This window comes from Streptomyces sp. TN58 (genome assembly GCF_001941845.1).
GTDB lineage: Bacteria > Actinomycetota > Actinomycetes > Streptomycetales > Streptomycetaceae > Streptomyces.
Genome location: NZ_CP018870.1, coordinates 6,355,806 through 6,371,490 on the forward strand (window position 1 = coordinate 6,355,806; position 15,685 = coordinate 6,371,490).

A 15,685-nucleotide genomic window follows, 5' to 3' on the forward strand; every position below is an offset into this window, starting at 1 on the left:
CCGGCCGGAAACGGCCGCGGGCGGCGCTCTCGCCGTTTGCAGGGGCGCCGGAGCCGCTTCCGGGGCCCGCCGGAGCCCGCGTGACGTGCGTCTCCCCGACTGGCGGCCGGGGGCTGTGCTGACCGGCCCGATCACGAGATATCTTGATGTCGAGCAATGTTGCAGACGAGAGACGCAGACTGTGGAGCGGAGCATCCGGTGACTGACTCGACCATCATCTACACGCACACTGACGAGGCCCCGGCCCTCGCGACGTATTCCTTCCTGCCTGTGATCCAGGCGTACGCGTCGACGGCCGGTGTGAATGTCGAGACCCGTGACATCTCCCTGGCCGGTCGGATCATCGCCGTGTTCCCCGAGTACCTCCAGGAGAGCCAGCGGATCGCCGACGCCCTCGCCGAGCTCGGCGAGCTGGCGAAGACCCCGGAAGCCAACATCATCAAGCTTCCGAACATCTCGGCTTCGATCCCGCAGCTGAAGGCCGCGATCGCCGAGCTCCAGGGCCAGGGCTACGCCCTCCCGGACTACCCGGACGACCCGAAGACCGACGAGGAGCGCGACATCCGCGCCCGCTACGACAAGGTCAAGGGCAGCGCCGTCAACCCGGTCCTGCGCGAGGGCAACTCCGACCGCCGCGCCCCCGGCTCGGTCAAGAACTACGCCAAGACGCACCCGCACCGCATGGGCGCCTGGACCGCCGAGTCCAAGACGAACGTCGCCACCATGGGCGAGAACGACTTCCGCTCCACCGAGAAGTCCGCCGTCATCGCCGAGGCCGGCACCCTGCGCATCGAGCACGTCGCCGCCGACGGCGCCACCACCGTGCTGCGCGAGTCCGTACCGGTCCTCGCCGGCGAGGTCGTCGACGCGTCCGTCATGCACGTCGACGCGCTGCGCACCTTCCTCAACGACCAGATCGAGCGCGCCAAGGCCGAGGACGTCCTGTTCTCTGTGCACCTCAAGGCCACGATGATGAAGGTCTCCGACCCGATCATCTTCGGCCACGTGGTCCGCGCGTTCCTCCCGAAGACCTTCGCCCGCTACGGCGAGACCCTCGCCGCCGCCGGCCTGTCGCCCAACGACGGCCTCGGCGCCATCCTGAACGGCCTGGGCTCCCTGCCCGACGGCGACGCGATCAAGGCCTCCATCGACGCCGAGATCGCCGAGGGCCCGGCCCTCGCCATGGTCGACTCCGACAAGGGCATCACCAACCTGCACGTGCCGTCCGACGTCATCGTCGACGCCTCCATGCCGGCCATGATCCGCACCTCCGGCCACATGTGGGGCCCCGACGGCAACGAGGCCGACACCCTCGCCGTCCTCCCCGACAGCAGCTACGCCGGCGTCTACCAGGTCGTCGTCGACGACTGCCGCGCCCACGGCGCCTTCGACCCGTCCACCATGGGCTCGGTCCCGAACGTCGGTCTCATGGCCCAGAAGGCCGAGGAGTACGGCAGCCACGACAAGACCTTCGAGATCGCCGCCGCGGGCACCGTCCGCGTCGTCGACGCCGCGGGCAACACGGTCCTGGAGCAGGAGGTCGCCGCCGGCGACATCTTCCGCGCCTGCCAGACCAAGGACCTGCCGATCCAGGACTGGGTCAAGCTCGCCGTCACCCGCGCCCGCGCCACCGGCGTCCCGGCCGTCTTCTGGCTCGACGAGAACCGCGCCCACGACGCGCAGCTGATCGCCAAGGTCAAGACGTACCTCGCCGAGCACGACACCGAGGGTCTGACCATCGAGATCCTCTCCCCGGTCGAGGCCACCGCCTACTCCCTGGAGCGCATCCGCCGCGGCGAGGACACCATCTCGGTGACCGGCAACGTGCTGCGCGACTACCTGACCGACCTCTTCCCGATCCTGGAGCTGGGCACCAGCGCCAAGATGCTGTCGGTCGTCCCGCTCATGAACGGCGGCGGCCTCTTCGAGACGGGCGCCGGCGGCTCCGCCCCGAAGCACGTCCAGCAGCTCGTCAAGGAGAACTACCTGCGCTGGGACAGCCTGGGCGAGTTCTTCGCGCTGGCCGCCAGCTTCGAGCACCTCGCGACCACCACGGGCAACGCCCGCGCCCAGGTGCTGGCCGACACCCTGGACCGTGCGACCGGCACCTTCCTCAACGAGGACAAGTCGCCGAGCCGCAAGCTGGGCGGCATCGACAACCGCGGCAGCCACTTCTACCTCGCCCTGTACTGGGCGCAGGAGCTGTCGCGCCAGATCGACGACCCGAAGCTGGCCGCGGCCTTCGAACCGCTCGCCAAGACCCTCGCCGAGCGTGAGGAGACCATCGTCTCCGAGCTGATCGCGGTGCAGGGCTCCCCGGCGGAGATCGGCGGCTACTACCAGCCCGACGCCGCGAAGGCCGCGGCGGTCATGCGCCCGTCCGCGACCTTCAACGAGGCGCTCGGCCTCCTCGGCTGACACCCGTTGACGCGCTCCGCCCCGGCCCGGCCCCGTGCCCGGCCGGGGCGGACCCGTTACCGGCTCATCTCCCGGATCCCTTTGCCGGTCAGAGCCGGTGGATGCGCTCCTGGTCGAACGCCAGCGGCGACCGGCCGGCGGCCAGGATCCGCAGCCCGGGCGCCACGGACAGCAGCGTGCGCAGCCAGGCCACGGCGTCCTGGCCGAGCTGCTCGGTGCCGTCCAGGACCAGCAGCATGTCCCGCTCGGCCAGCCAGGACGCGGTGTACGCCGTCGTCCCGCACGGCAGGGCCGGCACGCCGGGTACGGAGCCCAGTTCGGCCGTCAGTTCGCGGACCCCGTAGCCGCCCTCCAGCGGGTCGAGGTCGACGACCGCGACCCCGTCGTAGAAGTTGGACGCCAGCCGCCGCGCGATCTCCCGCACCAGCAGGCTCCGCGGCTCGCGGAACCCGCCCGCCACGGTGAGCACCCGCCCCCGCCGGACAGCGGTGAGCAGCCGGGACATCTCGGCGGACGTCGCCGGGAGCCGCGCGGTCGACCCTGATTCCCTCATCGGCACGATGCCCCCCATCGCATGCGTGACCAGGCGCGGCCGCGTCTACAGGGATCTTTCGGCCGTGTGACGCTGATTATGCGCCACTTGGGCCGTATCGCTAGGGGAATGTCGCATTCCGATCGGCGGCTCAGCCGCCGCCCAGGTCAGGGCCGTCCGCGCGGCACCGTCGGGCCCCGCGTGGACGCACCGGGGCGGCGCCCGGCCGGGCGGGCGCTCTCGCGGCCCGGGTGGCGGACCCGCCGAACAGCGGCGCGCCTACGGGCCGGGCCTGTCCGGACCGTAGGCGCGGTTCCCCGCGGGGGTGGCCGTCCCTACCGCGGGGCGACGAACCGGTTCGGGCGGCAACGGCGCCCCGGTGTCCGCGCCCTGCGGCGCTCGCGCGGAGTCCGAACTCCCCTGCGAACGGCAGTCCCGCCTCCCGCACCCCGCCGACCCCCGGTAGCGCACCCGCGTACACCGCCTCGCGTACTGCGAGGCCCGTCGTCCTCCTCCCGCGAGCGAGCCGGAGGCGCCGAACCTGGCCCGGAGGCGGTGGAGCGCAGCCGCCCGCCCGGCCCCGCCCCTGGGAACGGTTGTCCGGAAGCCGGTAATGGGCTCTACTGCTGTCCAGCCCCCACCGGGGCGCAACCGCGGGAGGGACCAGAATGACAGCGGACCGGCGCACGGACCGGCGAGCACGACGAAGAACGCGCGGAGGGGACCGGGCGGCACGGCCCGTGTCGCACCGGCGGCGGCCCGCCGTGCGGGGCGGCCGGCCGCTCCTGGCCACGGCGCTCTCCGCCTTCCTCCTCGTCGGCGTCTGCGCGGCCACCGGCATCGCCTGGGACCCGCTCAGCGGCGATCCCGCACGGAACGCCACCGCCCACGGCCCCGCGCTACCGCAGGCCACCGGCCCCGACTCCGCGTCCGGCGCCGCCGACCCAACCGCCCCCGCACAGCCGGAACAGAGCCCGCCCCCCACCCAGGACCCGGCGGGCAAGGGCGACGGCGAGGACGCCGCGGACGCCGGCGCCGGGCGCCCCACCGGGGCCCTGCCCTTCGACATGCCACAGCCGGCCGCCCTCCGCTCCGGCGAAGCGGGCAAGAAGCTGGTGTTCGCCCACTACTTCACCCCGTACCCGCTCTCCCTCGACAACGCGGGCGCGGACAACGACTACTACACCCGCAACTACCTCGACCCCGACGGCGAGAGCGGCAAACACGGCCGGTACGGCGGCCTGCTGCGCGACCGTCCCCTGCCCGTGGCACCCAGGACCGGCGACTGGGAGTACGCCAACCTCCAGCAGGAGGTGCGCACCGCCAGGGCCGCCGGCATCGACGGCTTCACCCTCGACCTGCTCTCCCTCTCCGGCAAGAACTGGGACCGCGCCAACCTGCTGATGGCGGCGGCCCGGTCGGTGGACCCGGCCTTCAAGATCATGCTGATGCCGGACATGACCTCCCTGAAGACCGACGACCCGCGGGTACTCGCCGAGGCCATCGCCACGCTCGGCGACGCCTCCGCCGCGCACCGGCTCCCCGACGGCCGGCTCGTCGTCTCCCCCTTCAAGGCGGAGGCGAAGAACGTGGCCTGGTGGACCGAGGTCATCCGCGTCCTCAAGGCGGACCACGGCATCCGCACCGCCTTCGTACCGCTCTTCCTCGACTTCGGCGCCCACAGCGGCGACTTCGCCCCCATCAGCCACGGCTTCTCCGAGTGGGGCAGCCGCAGCTACGTCGGCCAGGAGAGCGCCACGCGCGACGTCCGGCGCGCCCACGACATGGGCAAGATCTGGATGCAGCCCGTCTCGGTCCAGGACGCCCGCCCCAACCAGGGCATCTACGACGAGGCCGGCAACACCGCGACCCTGCGCGCCACATGGACGCGCGCCATCGAGGACGACGCCGACTGGGTCCAGCTCACCACCTGGAACGACTACTCCGAGGGCAGCCAGTTCGCCCCGTCCCTGCACAACGGCCACGCCTACCTCGACCTGACCTCCTACTACCTGACCCGCTTCAAGACGGGCACCTGGCCGAAGATCGTCCGGGACACCCTGTACCTCAGCGCCCGCACGCAGTTCGCGAACGCCCGCCCCACCGGCGACCAGTCACTGGTGATGTCCCTGCGCAAGGGCAGCGCCCCGTCCCGGGACACGGTGGAGGTGCTCAGCTTCCTGACACAGCCCGCGTCCGTCCGCACGACCGTCGGCACGGCCGAGGGCGCACACGACGCCCCGGCCGGGATCCACTCCAAGCTGCTGCCGCTGAGGACGGGCGCCAGCTCGGCCCACGTCGTCCGGGACGGGACGGCGACGGTAAAGGTCGACCTGCCGTTCCGTGTGGACCACAAGGTGGAGGTCCAGGACCTCCAGTACCGCGCGGCGACGAGCGGCCGCGAACCGTAGAGGGCCGGCTCCGGGGAGCGCCGCCGTACGGTTCCGGGGAGCGCCGCCGTACGGTTCCGGCCGGGACGACGGCGGCGGTGTTCCCACGGCCCCGGGCGCCGGGGGATGATCCGGGCGACAGCCGCGCCGCACCCCGGAGGTCCCGTGACCGAGACGACACGCCCCACAGCCCGCCCCGCCGAGCCCCCCGCGGGGGAACGGCCCGGCGAATTCCCCGGCGGGGCTGCCCTGTTCCGCCTGGACCCGGACGTCGCCCACCTCAACCACGGTTCCTTCGGCGCCGTCCCCGTGCCCGTCCAGGAAGCCCAGGCCGCGCTGCGCGCCGAGGTGCACGCCGACCCCGACGCCTTCTTCACCGCCGTACCCGAACGCCTCGAACACGCCCGCGCCCGGATCGCCGCCCGCCTGGCCGCCGACCCCGACGGCCTCGCCTTCATCGCCAACGCCACCGAGGGCGCCAACCTCGCCCTCGACGCCGTACCGCTCGCCGACGGCGACGAGATCCTGGTGACCGACCACGGCTACGGCACCGTCACAGCCGCCGCCGCCCGCCGCGCCCCCGTCACCACCGTGGCCCTGGACCCAGCCCTGCCCGACGAGGACGCCGTACGGGAGACCGTGCTGGCCGCGCTGACGCCCCGTACCCGGGTCGCCGTACTCGACCACGTCAGCTCGCCCACCGCCCGGATCATCGCCGCGCCCCGGCTCCTCGCGGAACTGCGCGAGCGCGGCGTCACCACCGTCGTCGACGGCGCCCACGCCCCGGGCATGCTCGCCGACCCGCTCGCCGGCGGCGCCGACTTCTGGTTCGGCAACCTGCACAAGTGGGGGTACGCCCCCTCCGGTACCGCCCTGCTCGCAGTCGCTCCGCAGCACCGCCACCGGATCCGCGCGCTCGTACCCTCCTGGGAGGACGGGCACGGCTTCCCCCGCTCCGTCGAGAACCGCGCCACCGCCGACTACACCGGCTGGCTCGCCGCCCCCGAGGGACTGGACCTCATCGAAACCCTCGACGCGGCCAAGCTCCGGGCCCACAACAGCGCCCTCGCCGCCCACGGCGCCGGACTGCTCGCCGGCATCCCCGGGCTCACCCCGCTCCCGCACACCCCGGGCCTGGCCATGCGCACCCTGCGCCTGCCGCCCGGCGTCGCCGAGACCCCGGACGGCGCCCGCGCACTGCGCGAGGAGATCGCGGCCCGCGAACGCATCCGGGTGCTGATCTGGCCCTGGCCGGGCGGCGGCGGCATCCGGATCTGCGGGCAGATCTACAACCGGCCCGAGGAGTACGAACGCCTCGCCGCGGCCCTCCCGGCGTACCTCAGGCGCGCCTGAGCAGATAGGTGTCCATGATCCAGCCCTTGCGGGCGCGGGCCTCGGTCCGCAGCTCCTCGATCCGCCCCGCGACCTCCGCCAGCCTGCCCTGTACCAGGATCTCGTCCGGGGTGCCGACGTACGCCCCCCAGTAGATGTAGAGGTCCTGGTCCAGGTGGGCGGTGAAGGCGTGCCGCGCGTCCAGCATCACCACCACGTCGTCCACGTCGTCCGGCCAGCCCTCGGCCAGCCGGCGCCCGGTGGTGATCTGGACCGGCCGCCCGACCCGGTTCAGGTTCGTCCGGTGGCGCGCCAGCAGCGCGGAGACGCTGCTGATGCCGGGCACGACCTCGTGCTCGAAGGCCACCCGGCCCCGCTCCAGCACCTCGTCGAGGATCGCGAGCGTGGAGTCGTAGAGCGACGGGTCGCCCCACACCAGGAACGCCCCGGTCTCGCCCTCCGCCAGATCCTCCGCGATGAACCGCTCGAAGAGCTCGGCCCGCGCGCTGCGCCAGCCGTCCACCGTCGGGGTGTAGTCGGCGGGCGTCCGGTCCCGGTCCGGGTCCCGGCCCTCCACGAGCCGGTGGCCGGGGCGGGCGTGCGCGGCGAGCATCGCGCGCCGCAGCCCGGTCAGGTCCGCCTTCTCCTCGCCCTTCTCCAGGATGAGGAACGCGTCCGCCGCGCCGATCGCCCTGACCGCCTGGAGGGTCAGATGGTCCGGGTCGCCCGCGCCTATGCCGATCACTGAGAACTTCTTCACCGGGCTATTGTGCCCACCCCGTCTGCCGCCCTGACCGCCGCCTGCGCCGACGACGCGTGCTCCCCGCTCGGCCGCGCTCGGGCCCGGTCGGCCGCGGCGCACAATGAGGGCATGCCCTCCCACATCGCTCTGACCGCCCTCGTCGTCCACGACTACGACGAGGCGATCGACTTCTACACGCGCGCCCTCGGCTTCGACCTCGCCGAGGACACGGCCCGCCCCGACGGCTCGCGCTGGGTGGTCGTCCGCCCGCCCGGTGCCACCGAGTCCGCCCTCCTGCTGGCCCGCGCCAAGGACGACGCCCAGCGCTCCCGCGTCGGTGACCAGACCGGCGGCCGCGTCGGCTTCTTCCTCCACACCGACGACTTCGCCCGGGATCACGCCCGAATGACCGCCGAGGGCGTCCGCTTCCTGGAGACCCCGCGCCACGAGCCGTACGGCTCCGTGGCCGTCTTCGAGGACCTGTACGGCAACCGCTGGGACCTCCTGCAGCCGGCCCTTCCGTAACGCCTCCACGCCCGGCCGCTCCAGGCCCGGCCGCTCTACGCGTCGCCGCCCAGCCGCGGGGCCTCCCGCGCCGCGTCGACGGCCGGGCCGGCCCGCTCCACCCGGCCCGCCAGCTCCCGGGCCCACCGGACCAGGGCCGGTACGTCGATCCCGTACGGGGCTCCGGCCAGCCCCTCGATCCCGGCGGCCCCGCGCCGCAGCAGCCGCGCCCCGCCCACGGCGTTGCCGCGGGCGGCATGCGTCAGCCCGACCGCGAGCTGCGCGAGCCCCCGCCAGAGCGGGGCCGCGGCCTCGGACCCCGCCTTCCAGGCGTCCTCGAACACCTCGTGCGCATGGAACGGCATCCCGGCGTCCAGCAGCCGCTGCGCCTCCCGCACCGTCTCCGCGGGCGAGCGCACCACCCCCTCGGGCTGCCGCTCCACACCGGGTGCCCCGTACTCCAGGGGCCGCCCCAGCCCGTCCCTCGGCCGGGCGTTCCTCGCCCGCCCCTCGACGTCCCGATCCCGTGTGTTCACGACCCCATCCTCCCCCTCGCCGATTACCCGTGCATGCACACCCCTCGGCGTGGGGTAATGTTCTGCATGTGCCGCCGAGCACGGGGAAACCCGCAGGTCGAAGGTACATCGGGACGTGGCGCAGCTTGGTAGCGCACTTGACTGGGGGTCAAGGGGTCGCAGGTTCAAATCCTGTCGTCCCGACTGGGAGTTCGCTCCGTAGTCGCAGATGAGGGCCTTGTTTCACTTCGGTGAGACAAGGCCCTTTGTCATTCCCAGGCTCGCTGGTGCCACCCTTCGCCACAGGCGCGGTCGAGAGGAGTCGGCCCACCCGGGCTGGTGGACCCACCGCGTCCCGGGCTCCGCGGCGCCGGCGCCCCATACCTCGTAAGAGTGCATACACAACTTCCCTGATGCGGAACGGGTTTGCGCGACCACGCGGGACACTACGCTAGGTGAACAATCGACCGCATTGTGTGGCAACGAAAGGTATGACATGCCGACGGACCTGCTCGACCGCAAGCTGGAGCGCGCCTTCACGCACCTGGACGCCGACGACAGCGGTGTGATCGACGAGCACGACATCATCGCGCTCGGCTCCCGGCTGCTGTCGGCCCTCGGAGAGCCGGCGACTTCTCCGAAGGCCACCGCGGTCATGGGCGGTCTGGTCGACTTCTGGCAGGAGCTCTTCACCGAGCTGGACGCGGACCGGGACGGCAAGCTCACCCCCGAGGAGTACTCGCTGGGCATGACCCGGCTGTACCGGGACGGCGGCCCGGCCTACGACCGTTCCTTCCGGCCGATGGTCGAGGCGATCCTCACGATCGTGGACACCGACGGCGACGGGCGGATCAGCCCCGAGGAGTTCCTCAAGGCCCAGAGCGCCTTCGACACCAGGCTGGGACGGGCCGACACGGAGGCCCTGTTCGCGAGGATCGACAAGAACCACGACGGCTACCTGTCGGTGGAGGAGCTCCTCCACGCGGTCCGCGAGTACTACACGGGCAGCGACGAGGACGCCCCGGGCAACCTGCTCTTCGGCGAGCTCTGAGCCGCTGAAGGCCTGGCCCGAATCCCGGGCCAGGCCTTGACCCGGGTCCCGGCCTGGGTCTGGGGCCGGGCCCGTGAGCGGCCGCGGCCCGGGGGTCAGGATGCCGGGGTGAGCTCGCCGGTGAGGGTGTGGTGGAGGGTGGCGCTCGGGCCGTTGAGGCCCGTGATCTCGACCGTCTTGCCGCGCTGGGCGTAGCGGTGCTCGATCGCGTCGAGCGCGGCCACCGTGGAGGCGTCCCAGATGTGGGCGGCGGAGAGGTCGATCACGACCCTGTCCGGGTCGCCGGCGTAGTCGAAGCGGCCGACGAGTTCGTTGGCCGAGGCGAAGAAGAGCTGGCCGGTGACGGCGTAGACGACCTGGCCGCCGTCGGGGTCGGTGACCGCGGTTACGTCGGCCATCCGGGCCACGCGCTTGGCGAAGATGACCATCGCGGTGACGGATCCCGTGACGACGCCGACGGCCAGGTTGTGGGTGGCCACGACGCACGCCACGGTGACCGCCATGACGGTGATCTCGCCCGCGGGCATCCGCTTCAGCGTGCCCGGTGCGACGGAGTGCCAGTCGAAGGTCGCGAAGCAGACCATGACCATGACGGCGACCAGGGCGGCCATCGGGATGTCGGAGACGACCGGCCCGAAGACGATGCACAGCACCATCAGGAACGCGCCCGCGAGGAAGGTCGACAGGCGGGTCCGGGCGCCGGACACCTTCACGTTGATCATGGTCTGGCCGATCATGGCGCAGCCGCCCATGCCGCCGAAGAAGCCGGTGACCACGTTCGCGATGCCCTGGCCGACGGCCTCGCGGGTCTTCGAGGAGCGGGTGTCGGTGATCTCGTCGACCAGCTGCGCCGTCATCAGGGACTCCATCAGCCCGACGAGTGCCATGGCGAAGGCGTACGGGGCGACGGTGGCCAGGGTGTCGAGGGTGAACGGCACGTCGGGCAGCCCGGGCACGGGCAGTGAGGACGGCAGTGCGCCCTTGTCGCCGACGGTCGGCACGGCGAGGCCCGCGGCCAGCGTGATCGAGGTGAGGATCGCGATCGAGACCAGGGGGGCGGGGACCGCCTTGGTGATCCTCGGGAGGAGGACCATCAGCGCCAGGCCGCCCGCGAAGAGCGGGTACACCGGCCACGGCACGTCCCACAGCTCCGGTACCTGGGCCATGAACACCAGGATCGCCAGGGAGTTGACGAAGCCCACCATCACCGAGCGCGGGATGAACCGCATCAGCCGGCCCACGCCCAGAGCGCCCAGCGCGACCTGGAACACGCCGGCCAGGATGACGGCGGCCACGAGGTAGCCGAAGCCGTACTCCCGGTTGAGCGGGGCGATCACCAGGGCCACCGCCCCGGTCGCGGCGGAGATCATCGCCGGCCGGCCGCCGACGACGGCGATCGTGACGGCCATGGTGAAGGAGGCGAACAGGCCGATCGCCGGGTCCACCCCGGCGATGATCGAGAAGGAGATCGCCTCAGGGATCAGCGCGAGCGCGACCACCAGGCCGGCCAGCGCCTCGGTACGCAGCACCTTCGGTGACAGCCAGGAGGGACGGCGTATGGAGGAGCGCAGACGGGCGGCGGCGGAGGGAACGGAGACAGCGGCGTCGGGCAAGGCGGGCAAACCTGTCGGGCGGGCACACCGCCGGCGGACAGGCGAGCGTACGGGGACGGGACGACCCTCCAGGGTACCGGGGGCCGCACCGGGCAGCCCGCCGCCCCGGTCCGGGGCGGGAATTGCGGATTCCGCCGGGCGGCCCTCGCAGCGTGTCCTGATTCCCGGCCGCGGCGTTCATCACATTTCCGAAACCGACCAGCCGCTCCGTTAACATGTTCGAGCGAAGAATGATCAGGTTGAAAATATGAACATCGGCTGAAAAATTGATATCTGCGGTTTTGCGAGTGTTTTCGCGAAAGGGCGGCGGAGCCGAGCCCGCCGGGTGGCGTCGACCACGCGTCATGCTCTGGGTCGCGGTGAGCGCGGTGGCCCTCGGATTCCTCGTCGCGCTGGAGATCGCGGCGCGCGGCTACGGCGTGCCGGGGCCGATCACCGACCAGGCGCGCGAGGTGGTGTTCGCCCCCAAGTCGGGCACGGTGCTGTACGCCAGCATGGCCCTGATGCTGGTGGTGCTCACCTGGCGGCAGCGGTTGATCGCGGTCGGCGCCGCGGTCGGCATCGACCTCGTCTTCTGGCTCGTACGCTGGGCCGTCGGCGCCGAGATGATGTACGGCAACGGGGCCCTGCTGGTCACCCTCGCCTGCGCCGTCATCGCGCTCACCCGCCGCACCGGCCGTGAACGGACACTCCTGCTCCAGGGCGTGGGCCTGGCCCTGCTGCTGGTGACCGGCCGCAAGACCGGCTACACCTGGCTGCTGATCACCTCCAAGACCCGCCCGACGGTCCTCGACCAGTACGTGGCGACCGCCGACCAGGCACTGGGCAACCCGTCATGGGTGGCGGGCCGGATCGTCGAGGCCACCGGGGCCGTCGGCTTCCGCGTCCTCGAATTCGTCTACATCCAGCTCGCGGTGATGGCGGTCGTCGTCGCCCTGTACCAGCTGCGCCACGTGGCGGCCGAACGCCGCTTCCCGCGCCACCACCTGGTCCGCACCTTCCTCGCCATCGGCCTGCTCGGGCCGGGCATCTACATGGTCTTCCCGGTGGTCGGGCCGATCTTCGCGTACGGCGCCGACGGCGGGCAGTGGGCGCTGGCCGAGCTGTGGCCGAACACGCCGCCGCCCGTCACCCCTCCGCAGCCGATGCCCTTCGACGAGTTCACACCGCGCAACTGCATGCCCAGCCTGCACACGGCATGGGCCACCGCGATCTTCATCCATTCCCGCAACGCCCCACGGGCACTGCGGTGGGCGGGCACGTTCTGGCTGATCGCCACACTCGGCGCGACGCTGGGATTCGGCTACCACTACGGCGCGGACATCGTCGCCGGCGTGGTCTTCACCCTCACCATCGACGTCGCGCTGCGCACCCTCGACCACGGCTGGGACCGGAAGGGAATGCAGCTGACCGCCTACGGCGCCGCGGTCTTCGTCGCGCTCCTGCTGTCCTACCGCTTCCTGTCCATGGAGATGGCGGCACACCCGTGGGTCTTCGGCCCGCTGGTCGTCCTGTCGATGGTCTCGGTGATCTACGGCTACGTACGGATCACCAAGCGGTGGGAACGCCAGGCCGCGGAGGTGTCCGTGCCCCGGCCGCGCCGCGAGCAGCAGCAGCAGCCCGAGCTGGTCTGAGGACGGCGCGCTGAGGACGGCGCGCTGAGGACGGCGCCCAGAAGACGGCGCGCGCCCCGGGTACGGCGGGGCGCGCGCGGCAGGACGGACGGGCCCGGCGGAAGACCGGCCGGCCGGCGGGTCAGACGATGCCCTCGGCGATCTCGGCCTGCTCCCGGGCGTTGCCGTACGCCGACGGGGTCCCGTACGAGCGCCGGGCGGCGTACCACCAGGCGCTGGCCAGGATCAGGACCACAGCCAGGGCGATCACCGCGTAGTTCATCGAGTCGATGGTCACCGGCGACTTCTGCGGCAGGCAGAACAGCACCGTGACGACGGCCACCCACACGACGGCGATCCAGCCGATCGGCCTGCTCCACCGGCCCAGGCTCCACGGGCCGGGCTGGAACCGGTTCCCGGCACGCAGCCGCAGGTAGATCGGGATCGCGTAGGCGGGGGTGATGCCGATGACGTTGATGGCGGTCACGGCCCCGTAGGCGGTCGCGGAGTACAGCGAGGGGACCGCCAGCACGGCCGCCACGGCGACCGAGAGCCACACCGCCGGGACCGGAGTCTGCGTACGGCTGCTCACCTTGCGCCACAGGGCGGAGCCCGGGAGGGCGTTGTCGCGGCTGAAGGCGAAGACCATCCGGCTCGCGGCGGCGACCTCGGCGTTGCCGCAGAAGAGCTGCGCGACGATGACGACGAGGAGCAGCGCGGTGGCGCCGCCGGAGCCCAGTGCGTCGATGAGGATCTGGGCCGGGGGGACACCGGTGGCGGAGTTCTGCACGGCCGCGTAGTCCTGGATGGCGAAGGTGAGGCCCGCGAGCAGGGCGAAGCCGGCGATCCAGGAGACCCAGATGGCGCGGACGATGCCCCGGGCGGCGGAGACGGAGGCGTTGGAGGTCTCCTCCGAGAGGTGCGCGGAGGCGTCGTATCCGGAGAAGGTGTACTGGGCGAGCAGCAGGCCGATCGCCGCCACGTAGAACGGGTTGGCCCAGCCGGTGTCGTTGACGAACTCGGTGAAGACGAACGACGGCGACTGGTGACGGTCGGGTATGAAGGCCAGCGCGCCCACGATCAGGGCGACGCCGCCCAGGTGCCACCAGACGCTGACGGAGTTGAGCACGCTGACGAGGCGGACGCCGAAGAGGTTGAGCGTGGCGTGCAGCAGCAGGATGCACAGGAAGATCACGAACGTCAGGCCGGGAGTGGGCACGACGCCGTACTGGAGGTTGAGGAAGGCTCCGGTGAAGAGGGCCGCGCCGTAGTCGATGCCGGCGATGGCGCCCAGCAGGCCGAGCAGGTTCAGCCAGCCCGTGTACCAGCCCCAGCGGCGGCCGCCGAGCCGGTCCGCCATGTAGTAGAGCGCTCCCGAGGTGGGGTACGCGCTGGTCACCTCGGCCAGGGCGAGGCCCACGCAGAGCACGAACAGGCCGACGCCGGCCCAGCCCCACAGCATCACGGCCGGACCGCCGGTGCCCAGGCCGAAGCCGTAGAGGGTCATGCAGCCCGACAGGACGGAGATGACGGAGAAGCTGATGGCGAAGTTGCCGAAGCCGCCCATCCGGCGGGCCAGGACCGGCTGGTAGCCGAGCTCTCTGAGCCGTTCCTCCTCGTCCTTCCGGGGCTGGGCCTTGCTGTCCGGGCGGACGGTCGGCGCGGTTCGGGACATGGGGGAGTACCTCCGGGGGCGTGGACTCGTGACGAGCGGGGACGGTGAGCGGGAAGGGGGAGCGGGAAGTGTCGAGGGGGACTGGCGGGCGGGTCGTGCGGGGGCGGGGCGTGCAGGGGCGGGACGGCGGTGTCAGTCCCGGGACGCCAGGCTGCGGGTCCTGGCCCGCAGGAAGACCTCCATGGCCAGGTCCTGGTCGGCCGGGTCGCGGGTGCGGTGGGCCCAGGGCAGGGTGGTCCAGTACCGGTCGATCGCGTCGAAGACCTGGGCCGCCGCACCGAACCGGTGGGCCCCCCACAGCGCGTGCGCGAGGTGGTTCAGGTCGAGCTGGGAGGCGCGGCGCAGGTCGGTGTAGCGGAACCAGGTGCCCAGGGCGTGGTCGGCGTCCCGGACGGCGTCCTCGGCGACCCAGTGGAGGTCGAGGGCCTTCTCCTGGCCGCGCTCGCGGCGGTACCGCTCGACGCTCAGATAGAGCGGCAGCAGGTGCAGGGCCGACTCGGGCGGGGCCGAACCGGACGCCCAGTGCACGAAGTTGGCGGCCTCGGTGAGAGGCCCGGGCGTACCCGCGCACACGAACTGCAGCATGCGGTGGTAGGCCTCGCGGTTGTGCGGGTCGCGCTTGTCGACCTGGGCGAGGATGCCCCAGGGGCCGCGGGGCAGCATCAGGGCCGGGGGCTGCTGGCGGTGCTCGTCCATCGAGCGGTGCTCGTCGAGGAGGGCCAGCGCCAGCAGGCAGACCCACGGCACGGGATCGGCGGGGCTCAGCTCGGCGGTGTCGCGGCAGGCGGCCCACGCCTCCTGCCACAGCTCGCGCGTACGGGAGTGGCGTGCGCGGTGGGCGCGGACGGCGCGTTCGACGGCGACCCGGGTGTGCATGACGGACGCGGCGACACTGCGCGGCTCCTCGGAGCGCCACGCCTGGACCACGTCCGATCCGGCGGCGACCGCGGCGAGCACCTGGGTGCGCTGGGTCCACAGCCCCCAGCCGTCCGTCCGGTCCAGTAACTGCGCCATCGCCACCCACCGGCCGGTGCGCAGGTCCTGCACGGCCACACGCAGCTCGTTGTCGTGGCCGGCGGGGTGGTAGACGGGCCGGAAGTCGCTGCCCGCCATCACCTCGCCCCGGTCGAGGGGTCGCCGGGACGGGCGCGTCTTGCGGTGGTCGTCGTCATCGGTCCTCGCATCGCATGGCCTTCGCGCCTGGTGATCGGCGATCACTATAGAGTGACTGTGAGCGTTCGAGTCATGAAACTTTTTCGAATGCAAGGATCAAGCCACGTGCAGGATATGAATTCTCGTC

12 protein-coding genes and 1 tRNA gene are annotated in these 15,685 nt (G+C 72.2%); 7 read left to right on the forward strand and 6 right to left on the reverse strand.

Features of this window, described 5'->3' with window-relative positions; translation table 11 throughout:
• The first annotated feature begins 198 nt into the window (after nt 1-198).
• Nucleotides 199-2,418 carry an NADP-dependent isocitrate dehydrogenase gene (locus BSL84_RS28640; protein ID WP_045321268.1) on the forward strand — a complete coding sequence of 740 codons (2,220 nt, stop codon included), beginning with the start codon at nt 199-201 and terminating at the stop codon, nt 2,416-2,418.
• 88 nt (nt 2,419-2,506) lie between these two features.
• Here BSL84_RS28640 and BSL84_RS28645 read toward each other — a convergent pair whose 3' ends face one another.
• Nucleotides 2,507-2,971 (reverse strand): hypothetical protein, encoded by a 465-nt coding sequence (locus tag BSL84_RS28645; protein WP_158879824.1) that lies wholly within the window; start codon nt 2,969-2,971, stop codon nt 2,507-2,509.
• Nucleotides 2,972-3,690: 719 nt separating this feature from the next.
• Between BSL84_RS28645 and BSL84_RS28650 the strand changes: the two genes are divergently transcribed.
• Both BSL84_RS28650 and BSL84_RS28655 read left to right on the forward strand, forming a co-directional pair.
• Complete coding sequence (locus tag BSL84_RS28650) at nt 3,691-5,361, forward strand: glycoside hydrolase family 71 protein (RefSeq protein WP_075971469.1); 1,671 nt, start codon at nt 3,691-3,693, stop codon at nt 5,359-5,361.
• 144 nt (nt 5,362-5,505) lie between these two features.
• Nucleotides 5,506-6,693, forward strand: a complete 1,188-nt coding sequence (locus BSL84_RS28655) for an aminotransferase class V-fold PLP-dependent enzyme (protein WP_234363540.1) — start codon at nt 5,506-5,508, stop codon at nt 6,691-6,693.
• Here the strand turns inward: BSL84_RS28655 and cobF are convergent.
• Nucleotides 6,680-7,432, reverse strand: coding sequence for a precorrin-6A synthase (deacetylating) (cobF, locus tag BSL84_RS28660; protein ID WP_030030814.1), 753 nt, complete (start codon nt 7,430-7,432; stop codon nt 6,680-6,682). The genes BSL84_RS28655 and cobF overlap by 14 nt on opposite strands.
• 111 nt (nt 7,433-7,543) lie before the next feature.
• Here cobF and BSL84_RS28665 point away from each other — a divergent pair, with 111 nt between their 5' ends.
• A complete protein-coding gene (locus BSL84_RS28665; RefSeq protein WP_045321266.1) occupies nt 7,544-7,939 on the forward strand; it encodes a VOC family protein in 396 nt (131 codons plus the stop codon).
• A gap of 35 nt (nt 7,940-7,974) precedes the next feature.
• Here BSL84_RS28665 and BSL84_RS28670 read toward each other — a convergent pair whose 3' ends face one another.
• Nucleotides 7,975-8,454: a DUF309 domain-containing protein gene (locus BSL84_RS28670; RefSeq protein ID WP_159393575.1), complete on the reverse strand. Its 480-nt coding sequence runs from the start codon at nt 8,452-8,454 to the stop codon at nt 7,975-7,977.
• Between the two features lie 109 nt (nt 8,455-8,563).
• On the opposite strand from BSL84_RS28670, the gene BSL84_RS28675 reads away from it, so the two are divergent.
• Both BSL84_RS28675 and BSL84_RS28680 read left to right on the forward strand, forming a co-directional pair.
• A tRNA-Pro gene (locus BSL84_RS28675) sits at nt 8,564-8,637 on the forward strand.
• Nucleotides 8,638-8,929: 292 nt separating this feature from the next.
• A complete protein-coding gene (locus BSL84_RS28680) occupies nt 8,930-9,484 on the forward strand; it encodes an EF-hand domain-containing protein (protein ID WP_030027691.1) in 555 nt (184 codons plus the stop codon).
• 95 nt (nt 9,485-9,579) lie between these two features.
• Here BSL84_RS28680 and BSL84_RS28685 read toward each other — a convergent pair whose 3' ends face one another.
• The gene (locus BSL84_RS28685; RefSeq protein WP_030027692.1) at nt 9,580-11,097 is read right to left on the reverse strand and encodes a SulP family inorganic anion transporter; all 1,518 of its coding nucleotides are present in this window, start codon (nt 11,095-11,097) and stop codon (nt 9,580-9,582) included.
• A gap of 344 nt (nt 11,098-11,441) precedes the next feature.
• Here BSL84_RS28685 and BSL84_RS28690 point away from each other — a divergent pair, with 344 nt between their 5' ends.
• Nucleotides 11,442-12,731: a phosphatase PAP2 family protein gene (locus tag BSL84_RS28690; RefSeq protein WP_075971471.1), complete on the forward strand. Its 1,290-nt coding sequence runs from the start codon at nt 11,442-11,444 to the stop codon at nt 12,729-12,731.
• Nucleotides 12,732-12,852: 121 nt separating this feature from the next.
• On the opposite strand, the gene BSL84_RS28695 is transcribed toward BSL84_RS28690, so the two are convergent.
• Together BSL84_RS28695 and BSL84_RS28700 are read right to left on the reverse strand one after the other, a co-directional pair.
• Complete coding sequence (locus BSL84_RS28695; RefSeq protein ID WP_075971472.1) at nt 12,853-14,385, reverse strand: amino acid permease; 1,533 nt, start codon at nt 14,383-14,385, stop codon at nt 12,853-12,855.
• A gap of 132 nt (nt 14,386-14,517) precedes the next feature.
• Nucleotides 14,518-15,498: a hypothetical protein gene (locus tag BSL84_RS28700; RefSeq protein WP_075971473.1), complete on the reverse strand. Its 981-nt coding sequence runs from the start codon at nt 15,496-15,498 to the stop codon at nt 14,518-14,520.
• Nucleotides 15,499-15,685: the final 187 nt, after the last annotated feature.